Here is a 22,911-nt window from a genome sequence, read left to right as displayed (position 1 = left end):
TCCACGACACAAGCAATGTTGAAAATCAAGGGCCTGCAGGTCAACTACGGTGGCATCCAGGCGGTCAAGGGTGTCGACCTCGAGGTCGGGCAGGGCGAACTCGTCACGCTGATCGGCGCGAACGGTGCGGGCAAGACCACGACGATGAAGGCGATCACGGGCCTGAAGGCGTATGCGGCCGGCGACATCGAGTACATGGGTCAGTCGATCAAGGGCCTGCCGGCGCATGAGCTTCTGAAGCGCGGTCTCGCGATGGTGCCGGAAGGGCGCGGCATTTTCGCGCGCATGTCGATCGTCGAGAACATGCAGATGGGTGCGTATCTGCGCAACGATGACGATGGCATCAAGTCGGACGTCGAGCGCATGTTCGGCTTCTTTCCGCGTCTGAAGGAGCGTGCATCGCAATACGCAGGCACGCTGTCGGGCGGCGAGCAGCAGATGCTCGCGATGGCGCGCGCGATCATCTCGCGTCCGAAACTGTTGCTGCTCGACGAACCGTCGATGGGTCTGTCGCCGATCATGGTCGAGAAGATCTTCGAAGTGGTGCGCCTGATTTCCTCTGAAGGCATGACTGTGCTGCTCGTCGAGCAGAACGCGCGGCTCGCGCTGCAGGCGGCGAATCGCGGTTACGTGATGGACTCCGGTCTGATCACGATGTCGGGCGACGCGAAACAGATGCTTGACGATCCGAAGGTTCGGGCCGCGTATTTGGGCGAATGAGCGGGCGAAGAGTGGGTGAATAAGCATGTGACGAGTTGGACGTGCGCGCCGGTGGCGCACACGTCCGGCTTGCAAGGCGCCCCGCGATGCAATGTCGCGGGGCGCCTTTTATTTTTCTGGTTGGGACGTGAATTAAGGGAGTCGCCCGATAACCGAACTGATTTCGTCTTTTGTGAACGCACGCAGCGTTTGCGAGCGGACATTGCCGGCCGAGCCGAGTGCGAAGCCGAAGGCGAGGAAGCTCTGCTCGTCTGCCGCTTCGACGACCGAGACAACGTCGTATGCCCCTAACGTCCAGTAGATCTGCTTCATTTCGCAGCCAAAAGATTTCGCCATTTCCGCCGCCTGCCCGGCTCGCTCTGCACTGTTCTTGATCGTGCGGATACCCTGATCCGTAAATTGCAGGAGCACCACATAAGTCGCCATGAAGATTCCCCTTAGGATTCCAACGCGTTGGGACTCAGACGCATGAGCCGCCCCCGGGGGAAAGGGTCGCGATTCGCCGCAAACCTGTCTTTCCAGCGCCGGCGTCGTCTCGTGCGTAAACGATTTTAGGCAATCCGTCTGTCCGCCATACGCTGTTTGTCCGAATCCGCCGATATGTGCGCCGCTCAGTTGGAGAACCATTCAAAAAGGCCGCATACGCGAATCAGCGCATGCGGCCTTCTTTGATCAGGTGTGCGACGCGAATCAGCCCGCCGGGGCCGCGTCCGCGTATTCGCCGAGCCGCTTGCCGAGGCTGATCACCGCATCGGCGCGATAGCCGAGCGCATCGTAGAACGCGCGCACTTCAGGCGTCGCCGACGATAGCACCTGCAGATTCAGCTTCGGACAACCACGCTTGGTCAACTCGCTCTCGACGTGCGCGACGAGTCGCGTGCCGATGCCATGACGTCGCAGCGATGCATCGACCGCGAGCGAATACAGCCAGCCGCGGTGTCCGTCATAGCCGCCCATTACGGTGCCGACGATGCGGCCATCGAGCACCGCGACGAAGAACAGCTCCGGTTGCGTCGCGAGCTTGTTGGCGATCGACAGACGCGGGTTGCGCTGCGGTCGCGTCACGTCGCGATGCTCGGGAAACACGTCCTGCCATAGCGCAATCACGGCTTCGGTATCGGTCGCGTCGAAGCGGCGGATCGACAGCGTCGTGTTCGTTGTCATCGGTGCGCTCCGTGGTTGATTACAGCGAGTCGAGAACCGAGCGCAGCATCGCCAGCATCTGGTCGATTTCTTCGGTCGTCACGTTAAGCGCCGGCATGAAGCGCAGCAGGTTCGGACGCGCGGCGTTCAGCAGCACGCCGTCGGGTTGCATGTCGCGCGCCTTCTCGACAATCTGGTTGCCGATGTCCTTGCCGAGCAGCAGCGCGCGCAGCAGACCCTCGCCGCGCTCGCCCTTGAAGCCGCGCTCCTCGGACAGCTCGAGCAGCTTCGTGCGCAGATATTCGCCGCGCGAGCGCACGCCTTCGAGGAAGCCCGGTGCCGTCAGCTGCGAGATTACCGAGTAGCCGACCGCGGTCATCAGCGGATTGCCGTTGTAGGTGCCGCCCTGGTCGCCCGCTTCGAACACGGCGATTTCCGCCTTCGACAGCAGCGCCGCGAGCGGCACGCCGCCGCCGATGCCCTTGCCGAGCGTCATGATGTCCGGCTCGATGCCCGACAACTGATACGCGAACAGCGTGCCGGCGCGACCACAGCCGCTTTGCACTTCATCGACGATCAGCAGAATGTTGTGCTTTTTCGTCAGCTCGCGCAGTTGCTGCATGAATTCCCGGGTTGCGGGGATCACGCCGCCTTCGCCCTGGATCGGCTCGAGCATCACCGCGACGGTCTTCTCGTTGATCAGCTTTTCCACCGACGCGATGTCGTTCAGGTCCGCCTTCGGGAAGCCCGGCACCTGCGGCGCGTAGATCGTGTCCCAGCCCAGCTTGCCGCTGGCCGACATCGTCGCGAGCGTGCGGCCGTGGAAGCTGTGGTCGAACGTGATGATCTCGAACGCGCCGTCCTTGAACTTCCTGCCCCACTTGCGCGCGAGCTTGATCGCGCCTTCGTTCGCCTCGGCGCCGCTGTTCGCGAAGAACACCTTGTCGAAGCAGCTGTGCTGCGTGAGCAGGCCCGCGAGCTTCGCCATCGGCTCGTTGTAGAACGCCGGCGACGGGTTGATCAGCAGCTTGGCCTGCTGGTTCAGCGCTTCGATCATGCCGTCGTTGCAGTGGCCGAGGCTATTGACCGCCCAGCCCTGGATGAAATCCAGGTAGCGCTTGCCGTTGTTGTCGTAAATCCACGAGCCTTTGCCGTGCGTGAAAACGATTTCAGGCCGGTTCGTTATGTACATCAGCGAATCGATTGGATACTCATTGAAATTCATGACGGCAGGCTCCAGGCAAAAGGGTAAGAGCAGGGTGAAGAAACGGTGACGATTTGGCCAATAAGAACGGCGGCCGGAAAAACAGAAAAGCCACGGCATGCCGTGGCTTTCATGATTCGAACAGCTTGCGCCCAGGTTTTGTGTGGCGCGAGTCCGTGACGAAGCCAGCGGCGTCCCTATGGGAGCGGCGAGCGGCGACGTCGGAATTCGGACTGGATGCGGTTCATGCGCGAAAGAATACGATAAGAAAAGCGCTGGTGTAAACGATGAATTTGCACTTGCGCTGCATCGGGGGGAATTTGCCGCCGTGCAATCAGACCGCGTTCGCGAGATCGGCCGCGCTGGTGAACGAGTCCGCGTAGAACTCGTCTTCCGGCAACTGGTGATGCTGCGTGAAGTCGCGCAGCGCCGATTCGACCATCACCGGCGCGCCGCATGCATACACCTGGTAGGCCGACAGATCGGGCAGATCCTCGATCACCGCCCGATGCACGAAGCCCGTGCGGCCCGTCCATGCGTCGCCCGCATCGGGCTCGGAGAGCACCGGCACGAACTTGAAGTTCGGAATCTCGCGCGCCCATTGCTCGGCGAGTTCGAGCAGATACAGGTCTTTCTTGCGGCGCGCGCCCCAGTAGAGCGTCATCGGGCGCGTCATGTTCTTGAACACCGCATGCTCGACGATCGCCTTCAGCGGTGCGAAACCGGTGCCCGACGCGAGCAGCACGATCGGCTTGTCCGAGTCTTCGCGCAGGAAGAACGTGCCGAGCGGCGCTTCGAAGCGCAGGATGTCGCGCTCCTTCATCGTGTTGAACACATGGTCGGTGAACGCACCGCCGGGCATGTGGCGGATGTGCAGCTCGACCGGGCCTTCGACGTGCGGCGCGCTCGCCATCGAATAGCTGCGGCGCTTGCCGTCCTTCAGGATGAATTCGAGGTACTGGCCGGCCAGATATTGCAGACGTTCGTTGGCGGGCAGTTGCAGCTTCACGACGATCACGTCGTCGGCCTTGCGCTCGATCGCGTTCACGCGGCACGGCAGCTTCTTGACCTGAACGTCGCCGACGCCGGCCACTTCGCGGATGTCGACTTCGAGATCGGAACACGCCGTCGCGCAGCACAGGAGCGCCAGTTTGCGCGTCTTTTCGTCGTTCGACAGCGCCGACGACGAGTGCGCGCGCTGTTCGACCTCGCCGCTCACGACCGTGCCTTTGCACGAACCGCACGCGCCGTTCTTGCAGCCGTACGGCAGGCCGATGCCTTGACGCAGCGCTGCGGAGAGCACCGTTTCATCCTGTTCTACCTGAAACTGCCGGCCGGTTTGCCGGAGCGTGACGTTAAATGCCATAAAGTGTTCGGAATCGAAAAGTCGGAATCGTAATCGGACCCGCCGGATCAACCGCGCGGTACCTGTTGCGTGTGACCGCTACAATGCGCCCACCATGAAAGCGACACGAAACTTCCGCCGGCCGCGCGTGCTGATCGTAGGATGCGGCGACGTCGGCATGCGCTGCGTGCCCCTCTTGCGGCCGCGCGCGCGCATCTTCGCGTTGACGAGCCATGCCGCGCGCTGCGATGAGTTGCGCGCCGCGGGCGTGACGCCGCTCGTCGGCGATCTCGACGCGCGCGGCAGCCTCAAACGGCTCGCGCGCCTCGCGCCGACGGTGCTGCATCTCGCGCCGCCGCAGAAGTCCGGCGACGACGATCGACGCACTCGCGCGCTGCTTGCGACGTTAGGTGCCGGGGGCCGCATGAACGCTTGCGCGGCGAGGTTGTCCGTCGTGCCGATCGCGCGCTTGCGCCGTGCGCGCGCTTCAGGTCTGGACGCTGAAACACCCGATATTGTACCCGACGGGGTGCGCCGGACCGGCGCTTCGCGGGCACCGGTGCGCATCGTTTACGCGAGCACGACGGGCGTCTACGGCGATTGCGGCGGTGCGTGGATCGACGAAACGCGCGCGCTGCGGCCCGCGAATGCGCGCGCCAAACGTCGCGTGTCGGCCGAGCGGCAGTTGCGGCACGCGACGGCGCGCGGCAGCGTCGCCACGAGCATCGCGCGGATTCCGGGCATCTATGCGCGCAACCGTCTGCCGCTCGCGCGGCTCGAAAGAGGCACGCCGGCGCTCGTCGATGCCGACGACGTCTACACGAATCACATCCACGCCGACGACGTCGCCGCGATCCTCGTGCGTCTCGCCACGCATGGCCGACCCGCGCGCGCACTGCACGCGTCCGACGATTCGTCGCTGAAAATGGGGGAGTATTTCGACGCGGTCGCCGATGCGTTCGGGCTCGCCCGCCCGCCGCGCATCACGAGAGAGCAGGCGGAGCAGCAGATCGATCCGATGCTGCTGTCGTTCATGCGCGAGTCGCGCCGGCTCGTGAACCGGCGTCTGAAGGAGGAATTGCGGGTACGTCTGCGCTATCCGAGCGTCGAGGATTTTTTGCGCGAGGCGAACGGGAAACGCGGCTAGGCTGGCAGCAGAAACAAAATACCGCCTCGCGAGGGCCGGGTTGCCCCCGCAAAGCGTATCCGCCGCACCGCATCAATGCCCCGCACAAAACGAGCTGCGCGGTCCAACCAGTATCAGGTCAGCGTAGGCAACACTTCCAGCAACAGGAAGCACAGCATGCCGCCGATCAATGCGCCGATCAGATTCGGATGGTACTTGTGCCGCAGCCGCATGATGACCAGCAATCCGCCGACCAGCAGCAGCGCAAAGCAGATGAACACGATCATTGCGTGCGAAAACGCCATCGTGCCGTCGATATGCATGGCGCCCCTCCTTGAAACCTTTGTATTCGTTTGTTTAGTCGAGTATAGGGCGACATGTAAGCAACGGCATGCTGCAATGCAACGGCCTATGTTCGGTGCACCGCAATGCGCGCGGGGTTTGTCCGGCGCATCAAGGGCTTAGGCGGGCCCTCGTTGCGGCTAGTCGTTTACCCGGCCCGCAGCGCGGCAAGGCCCGCTGCGTCGAGCCATTGCCATGCGCCGGGCGCGAGCGCCGCGGGAAGCGCGAGCCCACCGATCCGTTCGCGATGCAGCGCCTCGCAGCGGTTGCCCGAGGCCGCGATCATGCGCTTGACCTGGTGGTATTTGCCTTCGAGCACGGTGAGCGCGAGCGTATGAGTGGCGCGCGCCTGGGCGTCGAGCGCGGCGCTCGGTTTCGTTTCGCCGTGCAGCAGCACGCCGTCGCGCAGCGCGGCGAGCTGCGCGTCGTCGAGCGGATGGCGCGTGGTCGCGACGTAGAGCTTCGGCACCTTGCGTTTCGGCGACGTGAACTGATGCACGAACTTGCCGTCGTCGGAGAGCAGCAGGAGGCCCGTGGTGTCCTGATCGAGACGGCCGACGCACTGCACGCCGCGCTCGGCGAACTGCGGCGGCAGCAGGCTGAACACGCTCAGATGATGCTGCGGATCGCGCGAGCATTCGTAGCCGATGGGCTTGTTCAGCAGCAGATACGCGTGCTCGCGATACGGCCATTCGACGCCGTCGACGCTAAAGCGCAACGCGCCGCCATCAACAGCGAAATCGGCGTCGGCATCGGTGCAAATCGCACCGTCGACGCTGACGCGGCCGTCGCCGATCAGCGCGCGGCATTGGCGGCGCGAACCGAAACCTTGAGTGAAGAGGATGCTTTCGAGATTCATGGCGAGCGAAGAATAACACCGCAAGAAGCGGAGCGCCCCGCAAGTCCCAAGCGCCGACGATGAATGCCTCACGTCAAACTCGGGAGTGCATCGATGTCCGCCACGTCTTCCCCTTCGTCGTCTTCGCCGTCCAATGCGCAACGTCTGCCCCGCGCATTCCAGCGCCTCGCCTGGTCGAACCTGTGCGCGCAATCGGCGGAGCAGATCAGCCTCGCCGCCGCGCCGCTCGTCGCGGTGTTCGCGCTCGGCGCCAACGCGCGCGATACCGGTCTGCTGCAAACCGCGCAGACGCTGCCGTTCCTGTTGCTGTCGATGCCGCTCGGCGTCTGGGCCGACCGCCGCTCGCGCCGCGTGCTGATGACGCTCGCCGAGAGCGTACGGGTCTGCGCGATGCTGGGCGTGCTGCTGCTGGTGCTCACGCATGCGCTGAACCTGCCGCTGCTCGCCGCGCTCGGCTTCGTCGCCGCGACGGGTACGGTCGCCTACAACGTTGCGGCGCCGTCGCTGGTGCCGTCGATCGTGCCGCGCGACGCCTATGCGAGCGCGAACGGCCGGCTCGAACTCGCGCGCAGTGTCGCGTATTCGGCGGGGCCGGCGCTGGGCGGCGTGCTGGTCGGCTGGATCGGCGCGGGCTGGGCGTATGGCGGCGCGGCGCTGTTGTCGGCGTTCGCGGTCGCGTTGCTGGCGGGATTGCGCGAGCCGCCGCGCGCGGCCGCGCCGCGACGGCACTTCATGCTGGAGCTGCGCGACGGCACGCGCTTCGTGCTGCGCGATCCGTTGCTGCTGCCGATGCTGCTGACCGCCGTGTTCTTCAATCTCGGCTTCTTCATCCTGCAGGCGGTCTATGTACCTTACGCGGTGCATCGGCTGGGGCTCAATGCCTCGGCGGTCGGCGTGACGCTCGGCGCGTACGGGGTCGGCATGGTCTGCGGCGCGCTCGCCGCGCCCGCGGTCGCGCGACGTCTCGCATTCGGCCGTCTGCTGATCGTCGGACCGTCGTGCGGCCTGCTCGCGTCGCTCGTGATGGTGGCGACGCTGATCGTCCCATCGTTCTGGCTCGCGCTCGCGAGCTTCTTCCTGCTCGGCGCGGGACCGATCCTGTGGGTCGTCGGCTCGACCACGCTGCGTCAGGCGATCACGCCCGAACGGATGATCGGCCGCGTGTCCGCGCTGATCAGCACCGCCACCTACGGCGCGCGGCCGGTGGGCGCGCTGCTCGGCGCCGCGCTCAGCTCGCGCTGGAGCATCGACGTGTGTCTGGTCGCCGCGTCGCTCGCGTTCGTCGTGCAGGCGCTGATCATCGTGATGTCGCCGGCGGCGCGGCTCCTGGGCATTCCCGAACAGAGCGCGGCGGCGTGCTGAGCGGCGGAGCGCGGCACGCGGTGAACCCACCCATCGCCCCGATGAAAATGGATTTTCACCGGGGCGCAACAGGACTCGGCCGCCGAAACGCCCTGGTCTGAAGGGCATTGGTCGGTGAAAACCCTCGGAATGTGGAAATGAATTTTTTCTGGCGCATTTTTCATGTAAATATAATTTCATCCAGTTCGCATCGAACAACCGCGCCTTTCCGCCCGCATGATCCATCACCCGTCCGCTGTGCCGAACCCCGCCGAGCAGGCCATTGCCACGCGCATTACCGCCGCGATGCCGACGCTCACGCCGATCCACCAGCGCATGGGCGAGTACGTGCTGGCCCATCTGTTCCGCGCGGCGACGATGCGTATCGACGAGCTCGCGAGTGTGGTCGGCGCGTCGGTCGCGAGCGCGAATCGCTTTGCGCGCGCGCTCGGCTTCGACGGTTATCCGCAGTTTCGCGAGGCGCTCGTGCGTGGCTTCGAGGCGACGCTCGCGCCGGTCGAGCGGCTGCGCAGCGCGCAGGAAACGCTCGCGGCCGGTGACGATCTGATCGACGCGTCGCTCGAGCAGGCCGCCAACAATCTGCACGCAACGCGTACGTCGATCGATCGCGCGACCGCCGACGCCGCCGTCGACGCGATCATCGCCGCGCGTCGCGTATTCGTGATCGGCTTCGGCGCCAGCGCGTTTCTCGCGAGCCTGATGGAGCACGGACTGCTGCCGTATCACGACAACGTGCATTCGCTCGCGCTGAGCGGCGGGCCGTCGCATGCGGCGCGGCACCTCGTGGGTTCAGGCCCGGGCGATCTCGTGATCGGCATCGCGTTTCCGCGCTATGTCGAGGACACGATCGAGCTCGCGCGGCGCGCCTCCGAACGCGGCGCACGCGTGCTCGCGCTCACCGACGGTCCGCGCTCGCCGCTCGTGCGGTTCGCGGACCTGGCGCTGTATGTCCGCACCGACCGGCGTCTCGCGTCGAATGCCGATTCGGCCGTGCTCGCGGTCATCGAGGCGTTGTGCGACGCGGTCGCGTATCGCGCGCAACGCTCGGTCAAGGCGGCCGCCGAGGTCAGCGAGTTCGTGCTGCCGTGGCTGTTCGATCCGCAGTCGGGCGCGGCCGGCGCCGCGCAGGAGCCGGCGCGCGCCCCGAGCAAAGCCGCGCGCGCGAAGGCTGCAAGGCTAAAACGCAGCGACGGCGCAAAGGCCGACAGCACCGAAGCCAGAAGCGCGAAAGCCAGGGATGCCGAAGCAAAAGCCACCACGGCACCCCGCACTCCCCGAACCACCCGCACTCCCCGATCCAAACGATGAACTCCAACGCAGTCATTGCCATTCACGGCGGGGCAGGCACGATCCTGCGCACGTCGATGTCGGCCAGCGCCGAAAGCGGATATCACGCGGCGCTCAACGCGGTGCTGAGCGCTGGCCAGCGCGTGCTCGCCGACGGCGGCAGCGCGCTCGACGCGGTCAGCGAAGCGGTGCGGCTGCTCGAAGACTGCGCGCTCTTCAACGCGGGCCACGGCGCGGTCTACACGGCGGCCGGCACGCACGAGCTCGACGCCGCGATCATGGACGGCCGCACGCTCGACGCGGGCGCGATCTGTTGCGTGACGCGCGTGCGCAATCCGATTCTCGCCGCGCGCCGCGTGCTCGAGCGCAGCGACCACGTGCTGTTCACCGGTGAAGGCGCGGAAGCGTTCGCGGCTGCGCAGGGGCTCGAGTTCGTCGACAACAGCTACTTCGATACCGACGCGCGCTATCGCCAATGGCAACTGGCCCGTGAGCAGCAGCGTCCGATGCTCGATCACGACGCCGCGACGCTCGCGTCCACGGCTTCGAGCAACGACGACCCGACGCCGCACGAGCCGATCGATCCGAATCGCAAGTTCGGCACGGTCGGCGCAGTCGCGCTCGACCGCCACGGGCATCTCGCCGCGGCGACCTCGACGGGCGGCGTGACCAACAAGCAGGCGGGCCGCGTCGGCGATACGCCGCTGATCGGCGCGGGCTGCTACGCGGACGACGCGACCTGCGCGGTATCGACCACCGGCTCCGGCGAAATGTTCATGCGCATGGTCGCCGCTTACGACGTCGCCGCGCAGATGGCCTATCGCCAGGTCTCGCTCGAAGAAGCCGCGCACGACGTCGTGATGAACCGCTTGCCGAAGATCGACGGACGCGGCGGCCTCGTCGCCGTCGACGCGCGGGGCAACGTCACGCTGCCGTTCAATACCGAGGGCATGTACCGCGGTTTCGCGCGGCTCGGCGAAGCGCCGGTGACGGCGATCTATCGCTAGCCGCTGGCGCGTGTCGCCACATGCCTGAGGCCCCGTTAGCCGCGTTCGAATTCAAAGCAAAGGAACCACCGTGCCGACTTCCTCGCACACCGCCAGCCCGCTTATCGAAACCCTGCCGCCGCGGCGCGTGCTCGCGGTCGACGATCTGACGGTCGCGTTCCGCCGCGGCGACTCGACCTTCAACGCGGTGCGCAATCTGTCGTTCACGGTCGAGCGCGGCGAGACGCTCGCGATCGTCGGTGAATCGGGCTCTGGCAAGTCGGTCACGTCGCTGGCGCTGATGCGGCTGGTCGAGCATGGCGGCGGCCGTCTTGCCGGCGGCAGCATCGCATTCCGGCGGCGCGACGGCAGCGTGCTCGATCTCGCGAAGACGTCGTCCGGCACGATGCGCACGGTCCGCGGCGCCGACATCGCGATGATCTTCCAGGAGCCGATGACCTCGCTCAACCCGGTCTTCACGGTCGGCGATCAGATCAGCGAGGCGATCGCGCTGCACCAGGGCAAGACCCGCGAGGCGGCGCGCGCCGAAACCTTGCGTCTGCTCGAACTCGTTCGGATTCCAGAAGCAAAGCGCGTTGCCGCGCGTTTCCCGCATCAGCTGTCGGGCGGCATGCGCCAGCGCGTGATGATCGCGATGGCGCTGTCGTGCAAGCCCGCGCTGCTGATCGCCGATGAGCCGACCACCGCGCTCGACGTCACGATCCAGGCGCAGATCCTGCAACTGATTCGCGGCTTGCAGGACGAGATGAACATGGGCGTGATCTTCATCACGCACGACATGGGCGTGGTCGCCGAAGTGGCCGACCGCGTGCTCGTCATGTATCGCGGCGAGAAGGTCGAGGAGGGCGCGTCGGACACGCTGTTCGCCGCACCGTCGCATCCGTACACGAAGGCGCTGCTCGCGGCGGTGCCTCGGCTCGGCTCGATGCACGGCACCGATCAGCCCGCGCGCTTTCCGATCCTGAGCGTCGAGCAGGCCGGCGCGAACGGCGCCGATGCGGCGGTGCAGCCGGTGGCGTCTGTCGCCGAAGAAGCGCAGCCGCTGGTGCGCGACGACACGCCGCCGATCCTGCGCGTGCGCGATCTGGTCACGCGCTTTCCGGTCCGTAGCGGCCTGTTCGGCCGCATGACAGGCCGCGTGCATGCGGTCGAAAAAGTCAGCTTCGATCTGCGGCCCGGCGAAACGCTCGCGCTGGTCGGCGAGTCGGGCTGCGGCAAGTCGACCACGGGCCGCTCGCTGCTGAGGCTCGTCGAAAGTCAGAGCGGCTCGATCGAATTCAATGGCAAGGAAATCAGCTCGCTCAGCGGGCCGGCATTGCAGGCGTTGCGCCGCGATATCCAGTTTATTTTCCAGGACCCGTTCGCCTCGCTGAATCCGCGCTTGACCGTCGGCTTTTCGATCATGGAGCCGCTGCTCGTGCACGGTGTCGCGCAGGGTGCCGAAGCGCAGGCGCGCGTCGCGTGGCTGCTCGAGAAAGTCGGCTTGCCGGCCGAAGCCGCGCGCCGCTATCCGCATGAGTTTTCGGGCGGGCAGCGTCAGCGTATCGCGATTGCTCGCGCGCTCGCGCTGAATCCGAAGGTCGTGATCGCCGACGAATCGGTGTCCGCGCTCGACGTCTCCGTGCAGGCGCAGATCGTCAATCTGATGCTCGACCTGCAGCGCGAGCTCGGCGTCGCGTATCTGTTCATTTCGCACGACATGGCGGTGGTCGAGCGGGTCAGCCATCGCGTCGCGGTGATGTATTTCGGCCAGATCGTCGAGATCGGTCCGCGTCGCGCGGTGTTCGAGGCGCCCCAGCATCCGTACACGAAGAAGCTGATGAGCGCGGTGCCGGTCGCCGATCCCGCGCGCCGTCACGCGCAACGCCTGCTCGCCGCCGACGATATTCCGAGCCCGATTCGCGCGCTCAACGACGAGCCGGTCGTCGCGCCGCTCGTCGCGGTGGGACCGGATCATTTCGTCGCGCAGCATCGCGTCGGCGGCGCTTATTGAGCGAAGCGCCGCATCGCATTGAAGCGGAAGACCTGAAGCGCGAGACCCGAAGCGCGAGACCCGAAGCATCAGCAATCGAAGCAACAGCAAGAGAAACATCAGCAATAGAAGCCACGCCAATCATAACGGCCCCTGTCACATCCTTAACTCGCAGCCTGGAGCAATCTCATGAACCTGCTGTTCCCGTCCTCTCCGTTTCGTTTGCGCGCGCTCGTCAGCGGCGGCGCGGTGGTGTTCGCGACGCTCGCGGGCAATCTGGCGCACGCCGAAACGACGGTCGTGATGGCCGTCGCGTCGACCTTCACGTCGCTCGATCCGTACGACGCGAACGACACGCTGTCGCAGGCGGTCGCGAAATCGTTCTATCAGGGGCTGTTCGGCTTCGACAAGGACATGAAGCTCGTCAATGTGCTTGCCGACAGCTATGAGGCGAGCCCCGACGCGCGCGTCTATACGATCAAGCTGCGCCATGGCGTGAAGTTCCAGGACGGCACCGACTTCAATGCCGCCGCCGTGAAGGCGAACTTCGACCGCGTGACCGATCCGGCCAACAAGCTGAAGCGCTACAACATGTTCAGCCGCATCGAGAAAACGGAAGTGGTCGATCCTTACACGGTGCGCGTCACGCTGAAGGCGCCGTTCTCGGCGTTCATCAACGTGCTCGCGCATCCGTCTGCGGTGATGATCTCGCCGGACGCGCTGAAGAAGTACGGCAAGGACATCGCGTTTCATCCGGTCGGCACGGGCCCGTTCGAACTCGTGAAGTGGGACCCGGCCGGCGACCTGACCGTGAAGAAGTTCGCCGGCTACTGGAAGAAGGGTTATCCGAAGATCGACGCGATCGACTGGAAGCCGGTCGTCGACAACAACACGCGCGCCGCGCTGATGCGCACCGGCGAAGCGGACTTCGCGTTCCAGGTGCCGTTCGAGCAGGCCGCGCAACTGCAGTCGAGCCCGAAGATCGATCTGATCGCGGCGCCGTCGATCATCGAGCGCTACATCAGCATGAACATGAACCAGAAGCCGTTCGACAACCCGAAGGTGCGTGAAGCGCTGAACTACGCGGTCAACAAGGAAGCGCTGACGAAGGTCGCGTTCGCCGGTTACGCGACGCCGGCCGACGGCGTCGTGCCGCAGGGCGTCGACTATGCGGTCAAGCTCGGACCCTGGCCGTACGATCCCGCGAAGGCGCGCGAACTGCTGAAGGAAGCGGGCTATCCGAACGGCTTCGAAACGACGCTATGGTCCGCGTATAACTACTCGACCGCGCAGAAGGTGATCCAGTTCGTGCAGCAGCAGCTCGCGCAGGTCGGCATCAAGGCCAGCGTCGAGGCGCTCGAAGCGGGTCAGCGCGTCGCCAAGGTCGAAAGCGCACAGGACCCGGCGACCGCGCCGGTGCGGATGTACTACGCGGGCTGGTCGTCGTCGACCGGCGAGGCCGACTGGGCGATCAGCCCGCTGCTCGCGGGCTACTCGATTCCGCCGAAGATGGTCAACACGTCGTACTACAAGAGCGACGCGGTCGACAACGATCTGAAGCAGGCGCTCGAAACCACCGACCGCACGCAGAAGGCCACGCTCTACGCCGACGCGCAGAAGCGCATCTGGGCCGACGCGCCGTGGATCTTCCTCGTCAAGGAGAAGGTCGTATATGCGCGCAGCAAGCGTCTGTCGGGCGCTTACGTCGCGCCGGACGGCTCGTTCAACTTCGACGAGATCGCGATCAAGTGATGGGCTGACGAGGCGGCATGCGCAGACGGCGGTTCACCCAGCCCGCCGCCGCACACGAGTCCTCGTTGCCCGCCTGATTTGCCGCTCATTTGCCGCTCATTTGCCGGATTGGTTTCATGCTGAACTTCCTCGTCAAACGTCTGCTAGGCCTGCTGCCGACGCTCTGCATCGTCGCCGTGCTGGTGTTCCTGTTCGTGCATCTGCTGCCGGGCGACCCGGCGCGGCTCGCCGCCGGTCCTGAAGCGGACGAGGCGACCGTGGCGCTCGTGCGCTCCGACCTCGGGCTCGACAAGCCGCTGCCGCGGCAGTTCGTCCGTTTCTTCTGGCGGATGGCGCATGGCGACTTCGGCGTTTCGACGCGCAGCAAGCGGCCGGTGAGCCAGGAGATTGCGGAACGCTTCTTCCCGACGTTGTGGCTGACGATCGCGAGCATGGTATGGGCGGTCGTGATCGGCATGGCGATCGGCATCGCCTCGGCGGTGTGGCGCAACCGCTGGCCGGACCGCCTGGGCATGACGCTCGCGGTGTCGGGCATTTCGTTTCCGGCGTTCGCGCTCGGCATGCTGCTGATGCAGATTTTCTCGGTGCAGCTCGGCTGGCTGCCGATCGTCGGCGACGGTTCGTGGCGCAGCTACGTGCTGCCGTCGCTGACGCTCGGCGCGGCGGTCGCGGCCGTGATGGCGCGCTTCACGCGGGCCTCGTTCGTCGAAGTGCTGCACGAGGACTTCGTGCGCACCGCGCGCGCGAAGGGCCTGCCCGAGCGGCTCGTGATCATCAAGCACTGCCTGCGCAACGCGCTGATTCCCGTCGTCACGATGATGGGTCTGCAGTTCGGCTTTCTGCTCGGCGGCTCGATCGTCGTCGAAGTGGTGTTCAACTGGCCCGGTCTCGGCCGTTTGCTCGTCGATGCGGTGTCGATGCGCGACTATCCGATCATTCAGGCCGAGGTGCTGTTGTTCTCGCTCGAATTCATCGTCATCAACCTGATCGTCGACGTGCTGTACGCGGTGATCAACCCGACCATCCGTTTCAAGTGAGGCCCGCATGAGCACCACTGCCACCGGGCCGAATGCGGCCACTCCCGTTGCCTCCGAACGCGCGATCCGCACACCGTGGAGCGAATTCTGGCGCAAGTTCCGCAAGCAGCATGTCGCGCTGGCCGCCGGCGTGTTCGTTCTGCTCCTGATCGTGATCGCGATCATCGCGCCGCATATCGTCCGGTACGACCCCGAGAACTTCTTCGACTACGACGCGCTGAACGCGGGGCCGTCGGCCGCGCACTGGTTCGGTGTCGATTCGCTGGGCCGCGATATCTTCAGCCGCATCCTCGTCGGCTCGCGCATTTCGCTCGAGGCAGGCTTTCTGTCCGTGGCGATCGGCGCGGTGATCGGCACGTTCTTCGGTCTGCTTGCCGGTTACTACGAGGGCTGGTGGGATCGCATCACAATGCGCGTGGCCGACGTGCTGTTCGCGTTCCCCGGCATTCTGCTCGCGATCGGTGTGGTCGCGATTCTCGGCAACGGCATGATCAACGTGATCTGCGCCGTGGCGATCTTCAGCATTCCGGCGTTCGCTCGGCTCGTGCGCGGCAATACGCTGATGCTCAAGCAGCTCACCTATATCGAAGCGGCGCGCAGCATCGGGGCGTCGGACTGGACGATCATCGTGCGGCACATTCTGCCTGGCACGATTTCATCGGTCGTCGTGTACCTGACGATGCGCATCGGCACGTCGATCATCACGGCGGCGAGCCTGTCGTTTCTCGGCTTGGGCGCGCAGCCGCCGACGCCCGAGTGGGGCGCGATGCTCAACGAAGCTCGCGCCGACATGGTGACCGCGCCGCATATCGCGCTGTTTCCGAGCCTCGCTATCTTCCTGACCGTGCTCGCGTTCAATCTGCTCGGCGACGGTCTGCGCGATGCGCTCGATCCGAAGCTGGATCGGCCATGAGCATGAGCAGCCATCATTCGGCTGAGCGCGCGCCGCATATCGGCACGTTGCCGGCCGGAGCGCTCGGCACGATCGCCGACGTGGACGGCGTCAGCGTCGGTCATTGCACGCTTGCCGAAGGCGCGCTGCAAACCGGCGTGACCGTGATCCGGCCGCATCGCGGCGATCCGTTCGTCGACAAGGTGCCGGCCGCCGCGTCGGTGATCAACGGCTTCGGCAAGAGCATCGGGCTCGTGCAGCTCGACGAACTCGGCACGCTGGAGACGCCGATCGCGCTGACCAACACGTTCGGCGTCGGTACGGTCGCGCAGGCGCAGATCCGCGCGGCGATTCGCGCGAATCCGCGCATCGGCCGCGAATGGTCGACGGTCAATCCGCTCGTGTTCGAATGCAACGACGGCTACCTGAACGACATTCAGGCGTTTGTCGTGACCGAACAGCATTTCAACGAAGCATTCGACGCGGCAAGCGCCGATGTCGCGAGCGGTGCGCTCGGCGCGGGGCGCGGCATGTCGTGTTTCGATCTGAAGGGCGGCATCGGCACTGCGTCGCGCGTGTTCAGTGCGGCGGGCCGTGACTACGCCGTTGGCGCGCTCGTGCTTGCCAACTTCGGCCGTCTGCCGATGCTGACAATCGACGGCACGCCGCTCGGCCGCATTCTGGCCGAACGCGCGGCCGTCGCTGAGGCGGCGAATGCTGCCAGTGCCGCTGCTAACGCGCCCCCCGATCAACCCGAGCAAGGCTCGATCATCATGATCGTCGCGACCGATGCGCCGCTCGACGCGCGCCAGCTGAAACGCTTGTCGTTGCGCGCGGCGGCCGGCCTTGCGCGCACCGGCTCGGTGTACGGCCACGGCAGCGGCGATATCGCGCTGGCGTTTTCGACCGCGTACACGGTGCCGCACGGCGCGGACTTCGTCGTGCTGCCGCCGCTCGTCGCCGATCATGGCCTCGACCCGTTGTTTCGCGCCTGCGCCGACAGCGTCGAGCAGGCGATCGTCGATGCATTGTGGAGCGCCGAGACCGTCACCGGTCGCGACGGCCATCGGCGGCTGTCGCTGCGCGACAGCGTGCCGGACCTTGCCCACCTGCTGAGGAATTCCGCGCGATGAAAGTCCTGATCTCCACCGACATCGAAGGCATCGCCGGCGTGTTCCATGCCGAGCAGACGCGCGCGGGCAACGGCGAATACGAAGCCGCGCGACGCTGGATGACGCTCGAAGCCAACGCGGCCGTCGAAGGCGCGTTCGCGGGCGGCGCGACCGACGTGTGGGTCAATGATTCGCACGGCGGCTTTCGCAACCTGTTGCCCGATCTGCTCGATCCGCGCGCCCAGCTCGTGCTCGGCAAGCCGCGCACGCTCGGCATGATGGCCGGGCTCGAATACGGTGCGGCGCTGGTTTTCATGATCGGCTATCACGCGAAGGCGCAAACGCGCGGCATCCTCGCGCACACGATCAACAGCTTCGCGTTCGCGCGCGTGGCGTTCAACGGCGTGGAGCTGGGCGAAGCGGGGCTGTACGGTGCGCTCGCCGAAGAATATGGCGCGCGTGTGGTGCTTTTATCGGGTGACGACGTGTTCGCCGAGGAAACCGCGCCGCGTTTTCCCGGCGCGCGTTTCGTCGTCACGAAGACCGCGACCGGGCAAGCAAGCGGCGTCACGCAGTCGCCCGCGAGCGTGCGCGAGGCACTGCGGGCCGCCGCGCGCGACGTGGTCCGTCAGCATGTCGAAGCGGGCCGCGCGCCTGCCGCGACGCGCGCGGAGCCGCGAACGATCGACTGCGAACTGCGCGTGCAAACGAGCGGGCTCGCCGATCTGTTCTGCCAATGGCCGACGCTTACGCGCGTCGATGGCGTGACGTTGCGCTTCAGTGCGGCGTCGGCCGAGCATGCGGTGCGGATGCTGAACTGTCTGTCGGCGATGTCGTTCATGCTGCGCTGAGCCGCGCGGCGTCGAGCCGCCGGCCTACTGCTGCTGCCGGCTCAACTCGCGCGCCGCGTGATCGATCGCCTCCGCGACCGCCCCGGCGTGCGATACCGGCGCGAGATGGCTCGACGCGACCGGCACCACCTTCGCGCCGATGCGTCCGGCGATCATTTTCTGCAGATCGGGCGACACCGCGTGGTCTTTCGTCGTCAGCACGTACCACGACGGTTTGTCCTTCCAGCCGACCTGATCGACCGGTTCGTCGAATGCGCTCGCGGCGATCGGCACCTGCGCGGCGGCGAGCACGCGTGCGACGGTCTCGGGCACGTCGGCGGCGAGATCGGCGTGATAGCGCGCGCGATCGATCCACAAAAACCCGTTCGCGTCCTTGCTGATGCTCTGGCCGGCCGGCATCGGGCCGCCGGCCTTCATCACGTCCATCGCCGATTCGTGCAGTTGCGGCGCAAGCGCGGCGACATACACGAGCCCGGCGACGTTCGGCGCATTCGCGGCGACCTCGGTGATCACGACGCCGCCCCACGAGTGACCGACCAGCAGCACCGGACCGTTCTCGCGATCGAGCACGCGGCGGGTCGCGGCGACGTCGTCGGCGAGCGAGGTCAGCGGGTTCTGCACCGAGCTCACGTGATAACCCTTTTGCTGCAGCTTCGCGACCACGCCGTTCCAGCTCGATCCGTCGACGAACGCGCCATGCACGAGCACGATGTTGCGCACCGGGCCGCCGAGCGCGGCGGCAGGCGGCTTGCCGGCAGTAGCGGGGGCAGGCGCTGGCGCAGGCTGGCCGCTTGCCTGCGACGCGGCGTCATCGGCCGTTTGCTGGGCGGCGGGCACCGTCTGCGCGAGCGCGGAGGTACTGACGCCCGCGAAACAGAGGCACAACACGGCGGCGCAAAGCAGACGTTTGGGCAACATATTGAAGCTCCGCGGCATGAAAAGTGGACTTCGGCAACATACCCGGGCGCCATCCCCGTGACAATCACAATCCGCGCGCTTAAGTGCGGCGCAGAACCAAGCGGACGGCTCCGAATGTCAGAGGAATATCGGTCGGATAAAATTAGCGGTTTGCCAAGCCGGACCGTACGGTCCAGCCGTGCAATCGGCCACAGCGCTGCCTTCGACAGCGTTCCACGCCCAGCGGCGACATGCGGCGACCACATGCCGCGAACACAGGGGCGCTGACGCCGGGCTTGTCGGTCTCGGTGTGGTTGGTGCCGACATGGTTCGTGCTAATGCGGGGCGGCTACATGATCAAGCGACGCCGCGAGGTTGCGCGCACTGGCATGGGAGCCGTGAGCCGATAAGCGCCGATCGGCGCGACGCGCGTGGCACGCCGCCGCTAACGCCGCGATTCGCCGCCAACGAACGATCTTCACGCGCCGAAGTTCCCGACATAGGTCGGTCTCGTGTGGGCAAGCGCACAGATCGATTTTTGCGAATCGGTAATCTCTGTCCGGTCGTCCGGCGAAGCCGGCATGGCCGGCCATGCCGGCCATCCCCGGACCGTACCGGCGACATGGTCTGCTGGTACGCCCCCGCTAGCGCGGGTCTCAAGGGCGCAGCAACTCCCACGTTGATTGACGTACCGCGGAGAGACACCATGTTCAACGCAGGCGCCGTACGGACCAGGTCGAACTTCGGCGCGGGTGCCGCGCTCCTTTTGCTGATTGCGGTAGCCTGCCTCGCGCTGCGTATCCTGCACGTCGTCGCGAAGTTTCGTGGCAACGTCCCTGACGCCTTCGGCGATTTCAATTTCTACCTGTACGCCTTCAACGTCGTGCTGCATGACCCGGCGCGCCTGTACGATCACGACGCGCTCATCGCGTTTTTGCAGGGCATCGGCGCGCGCTCGACGGGCGACGACATCTTCTACGCCTACCCGCCGCAGTTCGCGCTGGTGTTTGCGCCGCTCGCGCTGCTGACGCCGCTCGCCGCGAAAATCGTCTGGGTGAGTGCGTCGATCGTGTTGTTCTCGGTGGCTTTGTATCTCGTCGTCACGATGGCGTACCGCGGCACGGAGCGCAGCGTGAATTTGCTGCTGGTGGCGGTCGCGCTGCTGAGCTTTCCGCTCGTCGAAGATACCTACGACGGCCAATCGAACGAACTGCTGTTCTTCCTGTTGGTTGCGACTTTCGCGCTGATCGAGCGTGGCAAAGGTTATGCCGCTGGACTCCTTCTTGGCTTTGCGATCGCGATCAAGCTCACGCCCCTGGCCGTCGCCGGCCTGCTGTTGCTGCGTCGCGAATGGCGGACGTTCGTGATGGCGAGCGTCGTTGCGATTGCGTTGACGCTGATCACCGGAGCGCGCGTCGGCTTCGACGTTTTGTGGCACTACTTCGTGTCGGACATGCCGCGCCTGAACGGCATGGCACTGGCGATGAGCGGTGGCGGCGCGCCGATGAACAATGCCGTGAGGGGCGCGCTGCAGACGCTATCGGCGACGGTCAGCGTGCCGGTGTCCGGTACGTTGCTGTCGATTGCTTCGCATGCGTTGGTGCTGGCTGCTTGCCTGCTGTCCGCGTATCTGGTGTTTCGCCGCCATCGGGACAGCCGCACCGACTACGCGCTCGCTTCGATGACGATGCTCGTGGCTTATCCGATCCTCGAGCCGATCCACATGGTGCTCGCGTTGATCCCGTTGCTGATTTTGCTGGGCACCGCTTTCGAAGCGCGCGGCGGGCAGCTGTCGGCGCTCGGTCCGAGACTGGAGATGCTGCTGGCCGCGGTCGTCGTGGTCTTGCTGTTCTTTGCGGCGCGATTCGTGTCCTACACGGTCGCGGCGCTGATCATTTACGGGCTCTGTGTCGCAAGGTACTTTCCACCGTCGGGAGTGAGGCTGCGAGGGCGTGCTTACCAGCCTGGATGAATGATGATGCGACTGGCGATGTCTTCCGGACGATTGGGAATCGGGAAGATTGTTTGATGGTGCCAGGGCCGGATGGAAAAATTCCTGCTAACGCTTTGCTGGGGCGGGTTCGTGAAATTTGCCCGGTGCGGATACCGCCAACGTTCTACACCTGTAGACTGCCGCAATGACCCAAGAAATCGATTACCTCAATCCCAGCCTTCCTTCTGGCCTTCGGCGCGTGTCAATGCCCGTGGTCGATGCGACCCCAACAACGCTTGATGGATTCGGCAGGCTTGTAGCCGACCCGAGCGAGTGTTCGATTGAGATTGTGCAGTGGCCGGCAATGGGTGCAAGGCCCGTTGACCCTGGAACTGGTGATGAGGCAGGCACCACCGAAGGCACATTTGTGAGCGAATGGCGCGGGGACATTCTGTACGGTCGAAACGAGGCTGTGGGCGGCAACTACATCCTTGCGTACGCAGTGGAGCCTGAAGCAGCCCGTGACGACAACACCAATGTACCTGAGCGCATGTTGCTTTGGCACGCGAACTACCACCCAGACGGTGGACAACTGTTCTTTCCTCTCGACCATCGCCCGTTCTACGTTCCCTTGGCGTTGCCCGCGGACGACATAGCGCCAGAGAACTTCGTGTGCTTTCGCTTTGACGGACAGCAGGGCCTCTACATCCATCCAAATATCTGGCACGAAGGTGTGTTCACTCTCGAAGGAACCCAGCGGTTCTTTGACAAGCAGGGCGCCGTCCACGCGCGCGTCTCTGTCGACTTTGGCCGCGAGTTTGGTTGTCTCCTCGAGGCACCGATTGCCCGCGACGCCCAACCCCTCCGAGGCGGCGGCCTACAGCGATAGCGCGAAGGGAACACGCGCTACCGACCCTTCAGGGACCTTCAGCTTTCTCGATGACGGCCGCTCGGCAGTCGGGGCAGAACTTGGTTGGCACCTAAGCAGTCTCTACGCTCGAACTCGCTCCGGCATTAAACCGCTGGTCCCTCAGGAGGTTGTTCGCGGACCGCCACAGCGATGGAACTTCCAATAATTGATGCTATTCCAACGATGGATAAGAAACTCAGCGTCTCGCCCCATACGATGAAGCCGAATAACGTGGCCCAAATGATACTGGTATAGGTATACGGTGCTAACGCTGCTGCACTCTCTCGCCTTACCGCGACAGTGAAAAGGAGTTGGCCCACTGTGGCGAAAACAGCCAGCAATGCCATGATCGCCAGATCTCTGAGTGTCGGAGTGCGCCAAGCGAGAAAAAGAGACAAGCCGGTTACCACAGTTCCGAAAGCTGTGAAGTACAGAACAGTTATGCCGGAGTCGTCGCTGGTTCTGAGTTTTCGAATTTGAATCATGGAAAGCGCACCGCATAGGGCGCTCGATAGCAGAAGGATGGGGCCAATGAGATTCGATAAACTACCTTGAGGTCGCACCACCAAAAGAACACCTACGAAGCCGATGCAAGCAGCAATGGCGTTGCGGGCTAGCAAACGCTCGCCGAGCAGGAATGGCGCGAGAAGAATGACGAAGATCGCTTCTGAATAAACAATGGCGACGGCCTCGCTCAAGGGCAGATAAGGCAGTCCCGCGAAAAACAATGCTGAAGCGCCGAGCAGAGTCAGAGCGCGAATAGTCTGCCCGCGAATGTCAAGATGACGAATGCGAGCCGTTATCGAGGGTCCGTGCATACTGACTGCGACAGCAGGGACCATCCCAAATAACATACGGAAAAATGTGACTTCGTTCGCGGGGTAGCTGAGCGCCACGGCTTTGCCAAGTGCATCGACGACTGCAAAACAGAACATGGATACGAGTATCAAAGCAATGCTTTGATATTGGGCGGTGCGCTCGGCAACGATATCGTTAAGTCGCTTGTATTCTCGTTGGACAGGCTAGGCGGTTCGACGGACGACGAAACAGGAAGGAAGGCGGCTAGATTGAAAATCATCTAGCGGACCTCCTGCCGCCGCCCTGACGGGCGACGGGGTTAAAGTGAGTTTGCCAAAACTGCTTTAACCGGAGGGGGTCAT

General features: G+C 64.9%; 21 protein-coding genes. 13 read left to right on the top strand and 8 right to left on the bottom strand.

Annotation, left to right across the window (positions count from 1 at the left end):
- The first annotated feature begins 15 nt into the window (after positions 1 to 15).
- Positions 16 to 720 carry an ABC transporter ATP-binding protein gene (locus HDG39_RS13235; protein ID WP_026225995.1) on the top strand — a complete coding sequence of 235 codons (705 nt, stop codon included), beginning with the start codon at positions 16 to 18 and terminating at the stop codon, positions 718 to 720.
- 132 nt (positions 721 to 852) lie between these two features.
- On the opposite strand, the gene HDG39_RS13230 is transcribed toward HDG39_RS13235, so the two are convergent.
- From HDG39_RS13230 to HDG39_RS13215, 4 genes are all read right to left on the bottom strand, one after another.
- Positions 853 to 1,146, bottom strand: coding sequence for a GYD domain-containing protein (locus HDG39_RS13230; RefSeq protein ID WP_018421572.1), 294 nt, complete (start codon positions 1,144 to 1,146; stop codon positions 853 to 855).
- Positions 1,147 to 1,410: 264 nt separating this feature from the next.
- The gene (locus HDG39_RS13225; RefSeq protein WP_184006363.1) at positions 1,411 to 1,884 is read right to left on the bottom strand and encodes a GNAT family acetyltransferase; all 474 of its coding nucleotides are present in this window, start codon (positions 1,882 to 1,884) and stop codon (positions 1,411 to 1,413) included.
- Between the two features lie 19 nt (positions 1,885 to 1,903).
- Complete coding sequence (locus HDG39_RS13220) at positions 1,904 to 3,088, bottom strand: acetylornithine transaminase (RefSeq protein WP_184006362.1); 1,185 nt, start codon at positions 3,086 to 3,088, stop codon at positions 1,904 to 1,906.
- 313 nt (positions 3,089 to 3,401) lie between these two features.
- Positions 3,402 to 4,433 carry a CDP-6-deoxy-delta-3,4-glucoseen reductase gene (locus HDG39_RS13215; RefSeq protein ID WP_184006361.1) on the bottom strand — a complete coding sequence of 344 codons (1,032 nt, stop codon included), beginning with the start codon at positions 4,431 to 4,433 and terminating at the stop codon, positions 3,402 to 3,404.
- A gap of 94 nt (positions 4,434 to 4,527) precedes the next feature.
- On the opposite strand from HDG39_RS13215, the gene HDG39_RS13210 reads away from it, so the two are divergent.
- Positions 4,528 to 5,559, top strand: coding sequence for an NAD-dependent epimerase/dehydratase family protein (locus HDG39_RS13210; RefSeq protein ID WP_184006360.1), 1,032 nt, complete (start codon positions 4,528 to 4,530; stop codon positions 5,557 to 5,559).
- Between the two features lie 113 nt (positions 5,560 to 5,672).
- Here the strand turns inward: HDG39_RS13210 and HDG39_RS13205 are convergent, their stop codons facing one another.
- Positions 5,673 to 5,861 carry a hypothetical protein gene (locus tag HDG39_RS13205; RefSeq protein ID WP_184006359.1) on the bottom strand — a complete coding sequence of 63 codons (189 nt, stop codon included), beginning with the start codon at positions 5,859 to 5,861 and terminating at the stop codon, positions 5,673 to 5,675.
- Positions 5,862 to 6,028: 167 nt separating this feature from the next.
- Complete coding sequence (locus tag HDG39_RS13200) at positions 6,029 to 6,739, bottom strand: pseudouridine synthase (RefSeq protein ID WP_184006358.1); 711 nt, start codon at positions 6,737 to 6,739, stop codon at positions 6,029 to 6,031.
- A gap of 93 nt (positions 6,740 to 6,832) precedes the next feature.
- Here HDG39_RS13200 and HDG39_RS13195 point away from each other — a divergent pair, with 93 nt between their 5' ends.
- The 9 genes from HDG39_RS13195 (at position 6,833) to HDG39_RS13155 (ending at position 18,011) form a co-directional block, all read left to right on the top strand.
- On the top strand, positions 6,833 to 8,101 hold the full coding sequence (locus HDG39_RS13195; protein ID WP_184006357.1) for an MFS transporter: 1,269 nt from the start codon (positions 6,833 to 6,835) through the stop codon (positions 8,099 to 8,101).
- 216 nt (positions 8,102 to 8,317) lie between these two features.
- Positions 8,318 to 9,409, top strand: a complete 1,092-nt coding sequence (locus HDG39_RS13190) for a MurR/RpiR family transcriptional regulator (RefSeq protein ID WP_184006356.1) — start codon at positions 8,318 to 8,320, stop codon at positions 9,407 to 9,409.
- Positions 9,406 to 10,395, top strand: coding sequence for an isoaspartyl peptidase/L-asparaginase family protein (locus HDG39_RS13185; protein ID WP_184006355.1), 990 nt, complete (start codon positions 9,406 to 9,408; stop codon positions 10,393 to 10,395). The genes HDG39_RS13190 and HDG39_RS13185 overlap by 4 nt, the downstream gene beginning before the upstream one ends.
- A 70-nt stretch (positions 10,396 to 10,465) precedes the next feature.
- Positions 10,466 to 12,388, top strand: coding sequence for a dipeptide ABC transporter ATP-binding protein (locus tag HDG39_RS13180; protein ID WP_184006354.1), 1,923 nt, complete (start codon positions 10,466 to 10,468; stop codon positions 12,386 to 12,388).
- A 168-nt stretch (positions 12,389 to 12,556) separates the two neighbouring features.
- Positions 12,557 to 14,119: a glutathione ABC transporter substrate-binding protein GsiB gene (gene gsiB, locus HDG39_RS13175; RefSeq protein WP_184006353.1), complete on the top strand. Its 1,563-nt coding sequence runs from the start codon at positions 12,557 to 12,559 to the stop codon at positions 14,117 to 14,119.
- A gap of 116 nt (positions 14,120 to 14,235) precedes the next feature.
- Positions 14,236 to 15,156, top strand: coding sequence for a glutathione ABC transporter permease GsiC (gsiC, locus tag HDG39_RS13170; protein ID WP_184006352.1), 921 nt, complete (start codon positions 14,236 to 14,238; stop codon positions 15,154 to 15,156).
- Between the two features lie 7 nt (positions 15,157 to 15,163).
- The gene (gene gsiD, locus HDG39_RS13165) at positions 15,164 to 16,069 is read left to right on the top strand and encodes a glutathione ABC transporter permease GsiD (RefSeq protein WP_184006351.1); all 906 of its coding nucleotides are present in this window, start codon (positions 15,164 to 15,166) and stop codon (positions 16,067 to 16,069) included.
- Positions 16,066 to 17,181: a DmpA family aminopeptidase gene (locus HDG39_RS13160; RefSeq protein ID WP_184006350.1), complete on the top strand. Its 1,116-nt coding sequence runs from the start codon at positions 16,066 to 16,068 to the stop codon at positions 17,179 to 17,181. Before gsiD ends, HDG39_RS13160 begins: the two co-directional genes overlap by 4 nt.
- Positions 17,178 to 18,011, top strand: coding sequence for a M55 family metallopeptidase (locus HDG39_RS13155; protein WP_184006349.1), 834 nt, complete (start codon positions 17,178 to 17,180; stop codon positions 18,009 to 18,011). Before HDG39_RS13160 ends, HDG39_RS13155 begins: the two co-directional genes overlap by 4 nt.
- Before the next feature lie 24 nt (positions 18,012 to 18,035).
- Here HDG39_RS13155 and HDG39_RS13150 read toward each other — a convergent pair whose 3' ends face one another.
- Positions 18,036 to 18,929, bottom strand: a complete 894-nt coding sequence (locus HDG39_RS13150; protein ID WP_184006348.1) for an alpha/beta fold hydrolase — start codon at positions 18,927 to 18,929, stop codon at positions 18,036 to 18,038.
- A gap of 685 nt (positions 18,930 to 19,614) precedes the next feature.
- Here HDG39_RS13150 and HDG39_RS13145 point away from each other — a divergent pair.
- Both HDG39_RS13145 and HDG39_RS13140 read left to right on the top strand, forming a co-directional pair.
- Positions 19,615 to 20,880: a glycosyltransferase family 87 protein gene (locus HDG39_RS13145; protein ID WP_184006347.1), complete on the top strand. Its 1,266-nt coding sequence runs from the start codon at positions 19,615 to 19,617 to the stop codon at positions 20,878 to 20,880.
- A gap of 166 nt (positions 20,881 to 21,046) precedes the next feature.
- Complete coding sequence (locus tag HDG39_RS13140) at positions 21,047 to 21,730, top strand: ureidoglycolate lyase (protein ID WP_184006346.1); 684 nt, start codon at positions 21,047 to 21,049, stop codon at positions 21,728 to 21,730.
- A 125-nt stretch (positions 21,731 to 21,855) separates the two neighbouring features.
- Here the strand turns inward: HDG39_RS13140 and HDG39_RS13135 are convergent, their stop codons facing one another.
- Positions 21,856 to 22,740 (bottom strand): DMT family transporter, encoded by an 885-nt coding sequence (locus HDG39_RS13135; protein ID WP_184006611.1) that lies wholly within the window; start codon positions 22,738 to 22,740, stop codon positions 21,856 to 21,858.
- Positions 22,741 to 22,911: the final 171 nt, after the last annotated feature.

Origin of the sequence: Paraburkholderia lebeckiae (assembly GCF_014201005.1) — a bacterium.
In the GTDB taxonomy this organism is placed as follows: domain Bacteria; phylum Pseudomonadota; class Gammaproteobacteria; order Burkholderiales; family Burkholderiaceae; genus Paraburkholderia; species Paraburkholderia tuberum.
The sequence above is the reverse complement of the archived record's forward strand: the minus strand, read 5'-3'. Positions and strand labels throughout refer to the sequence as shown.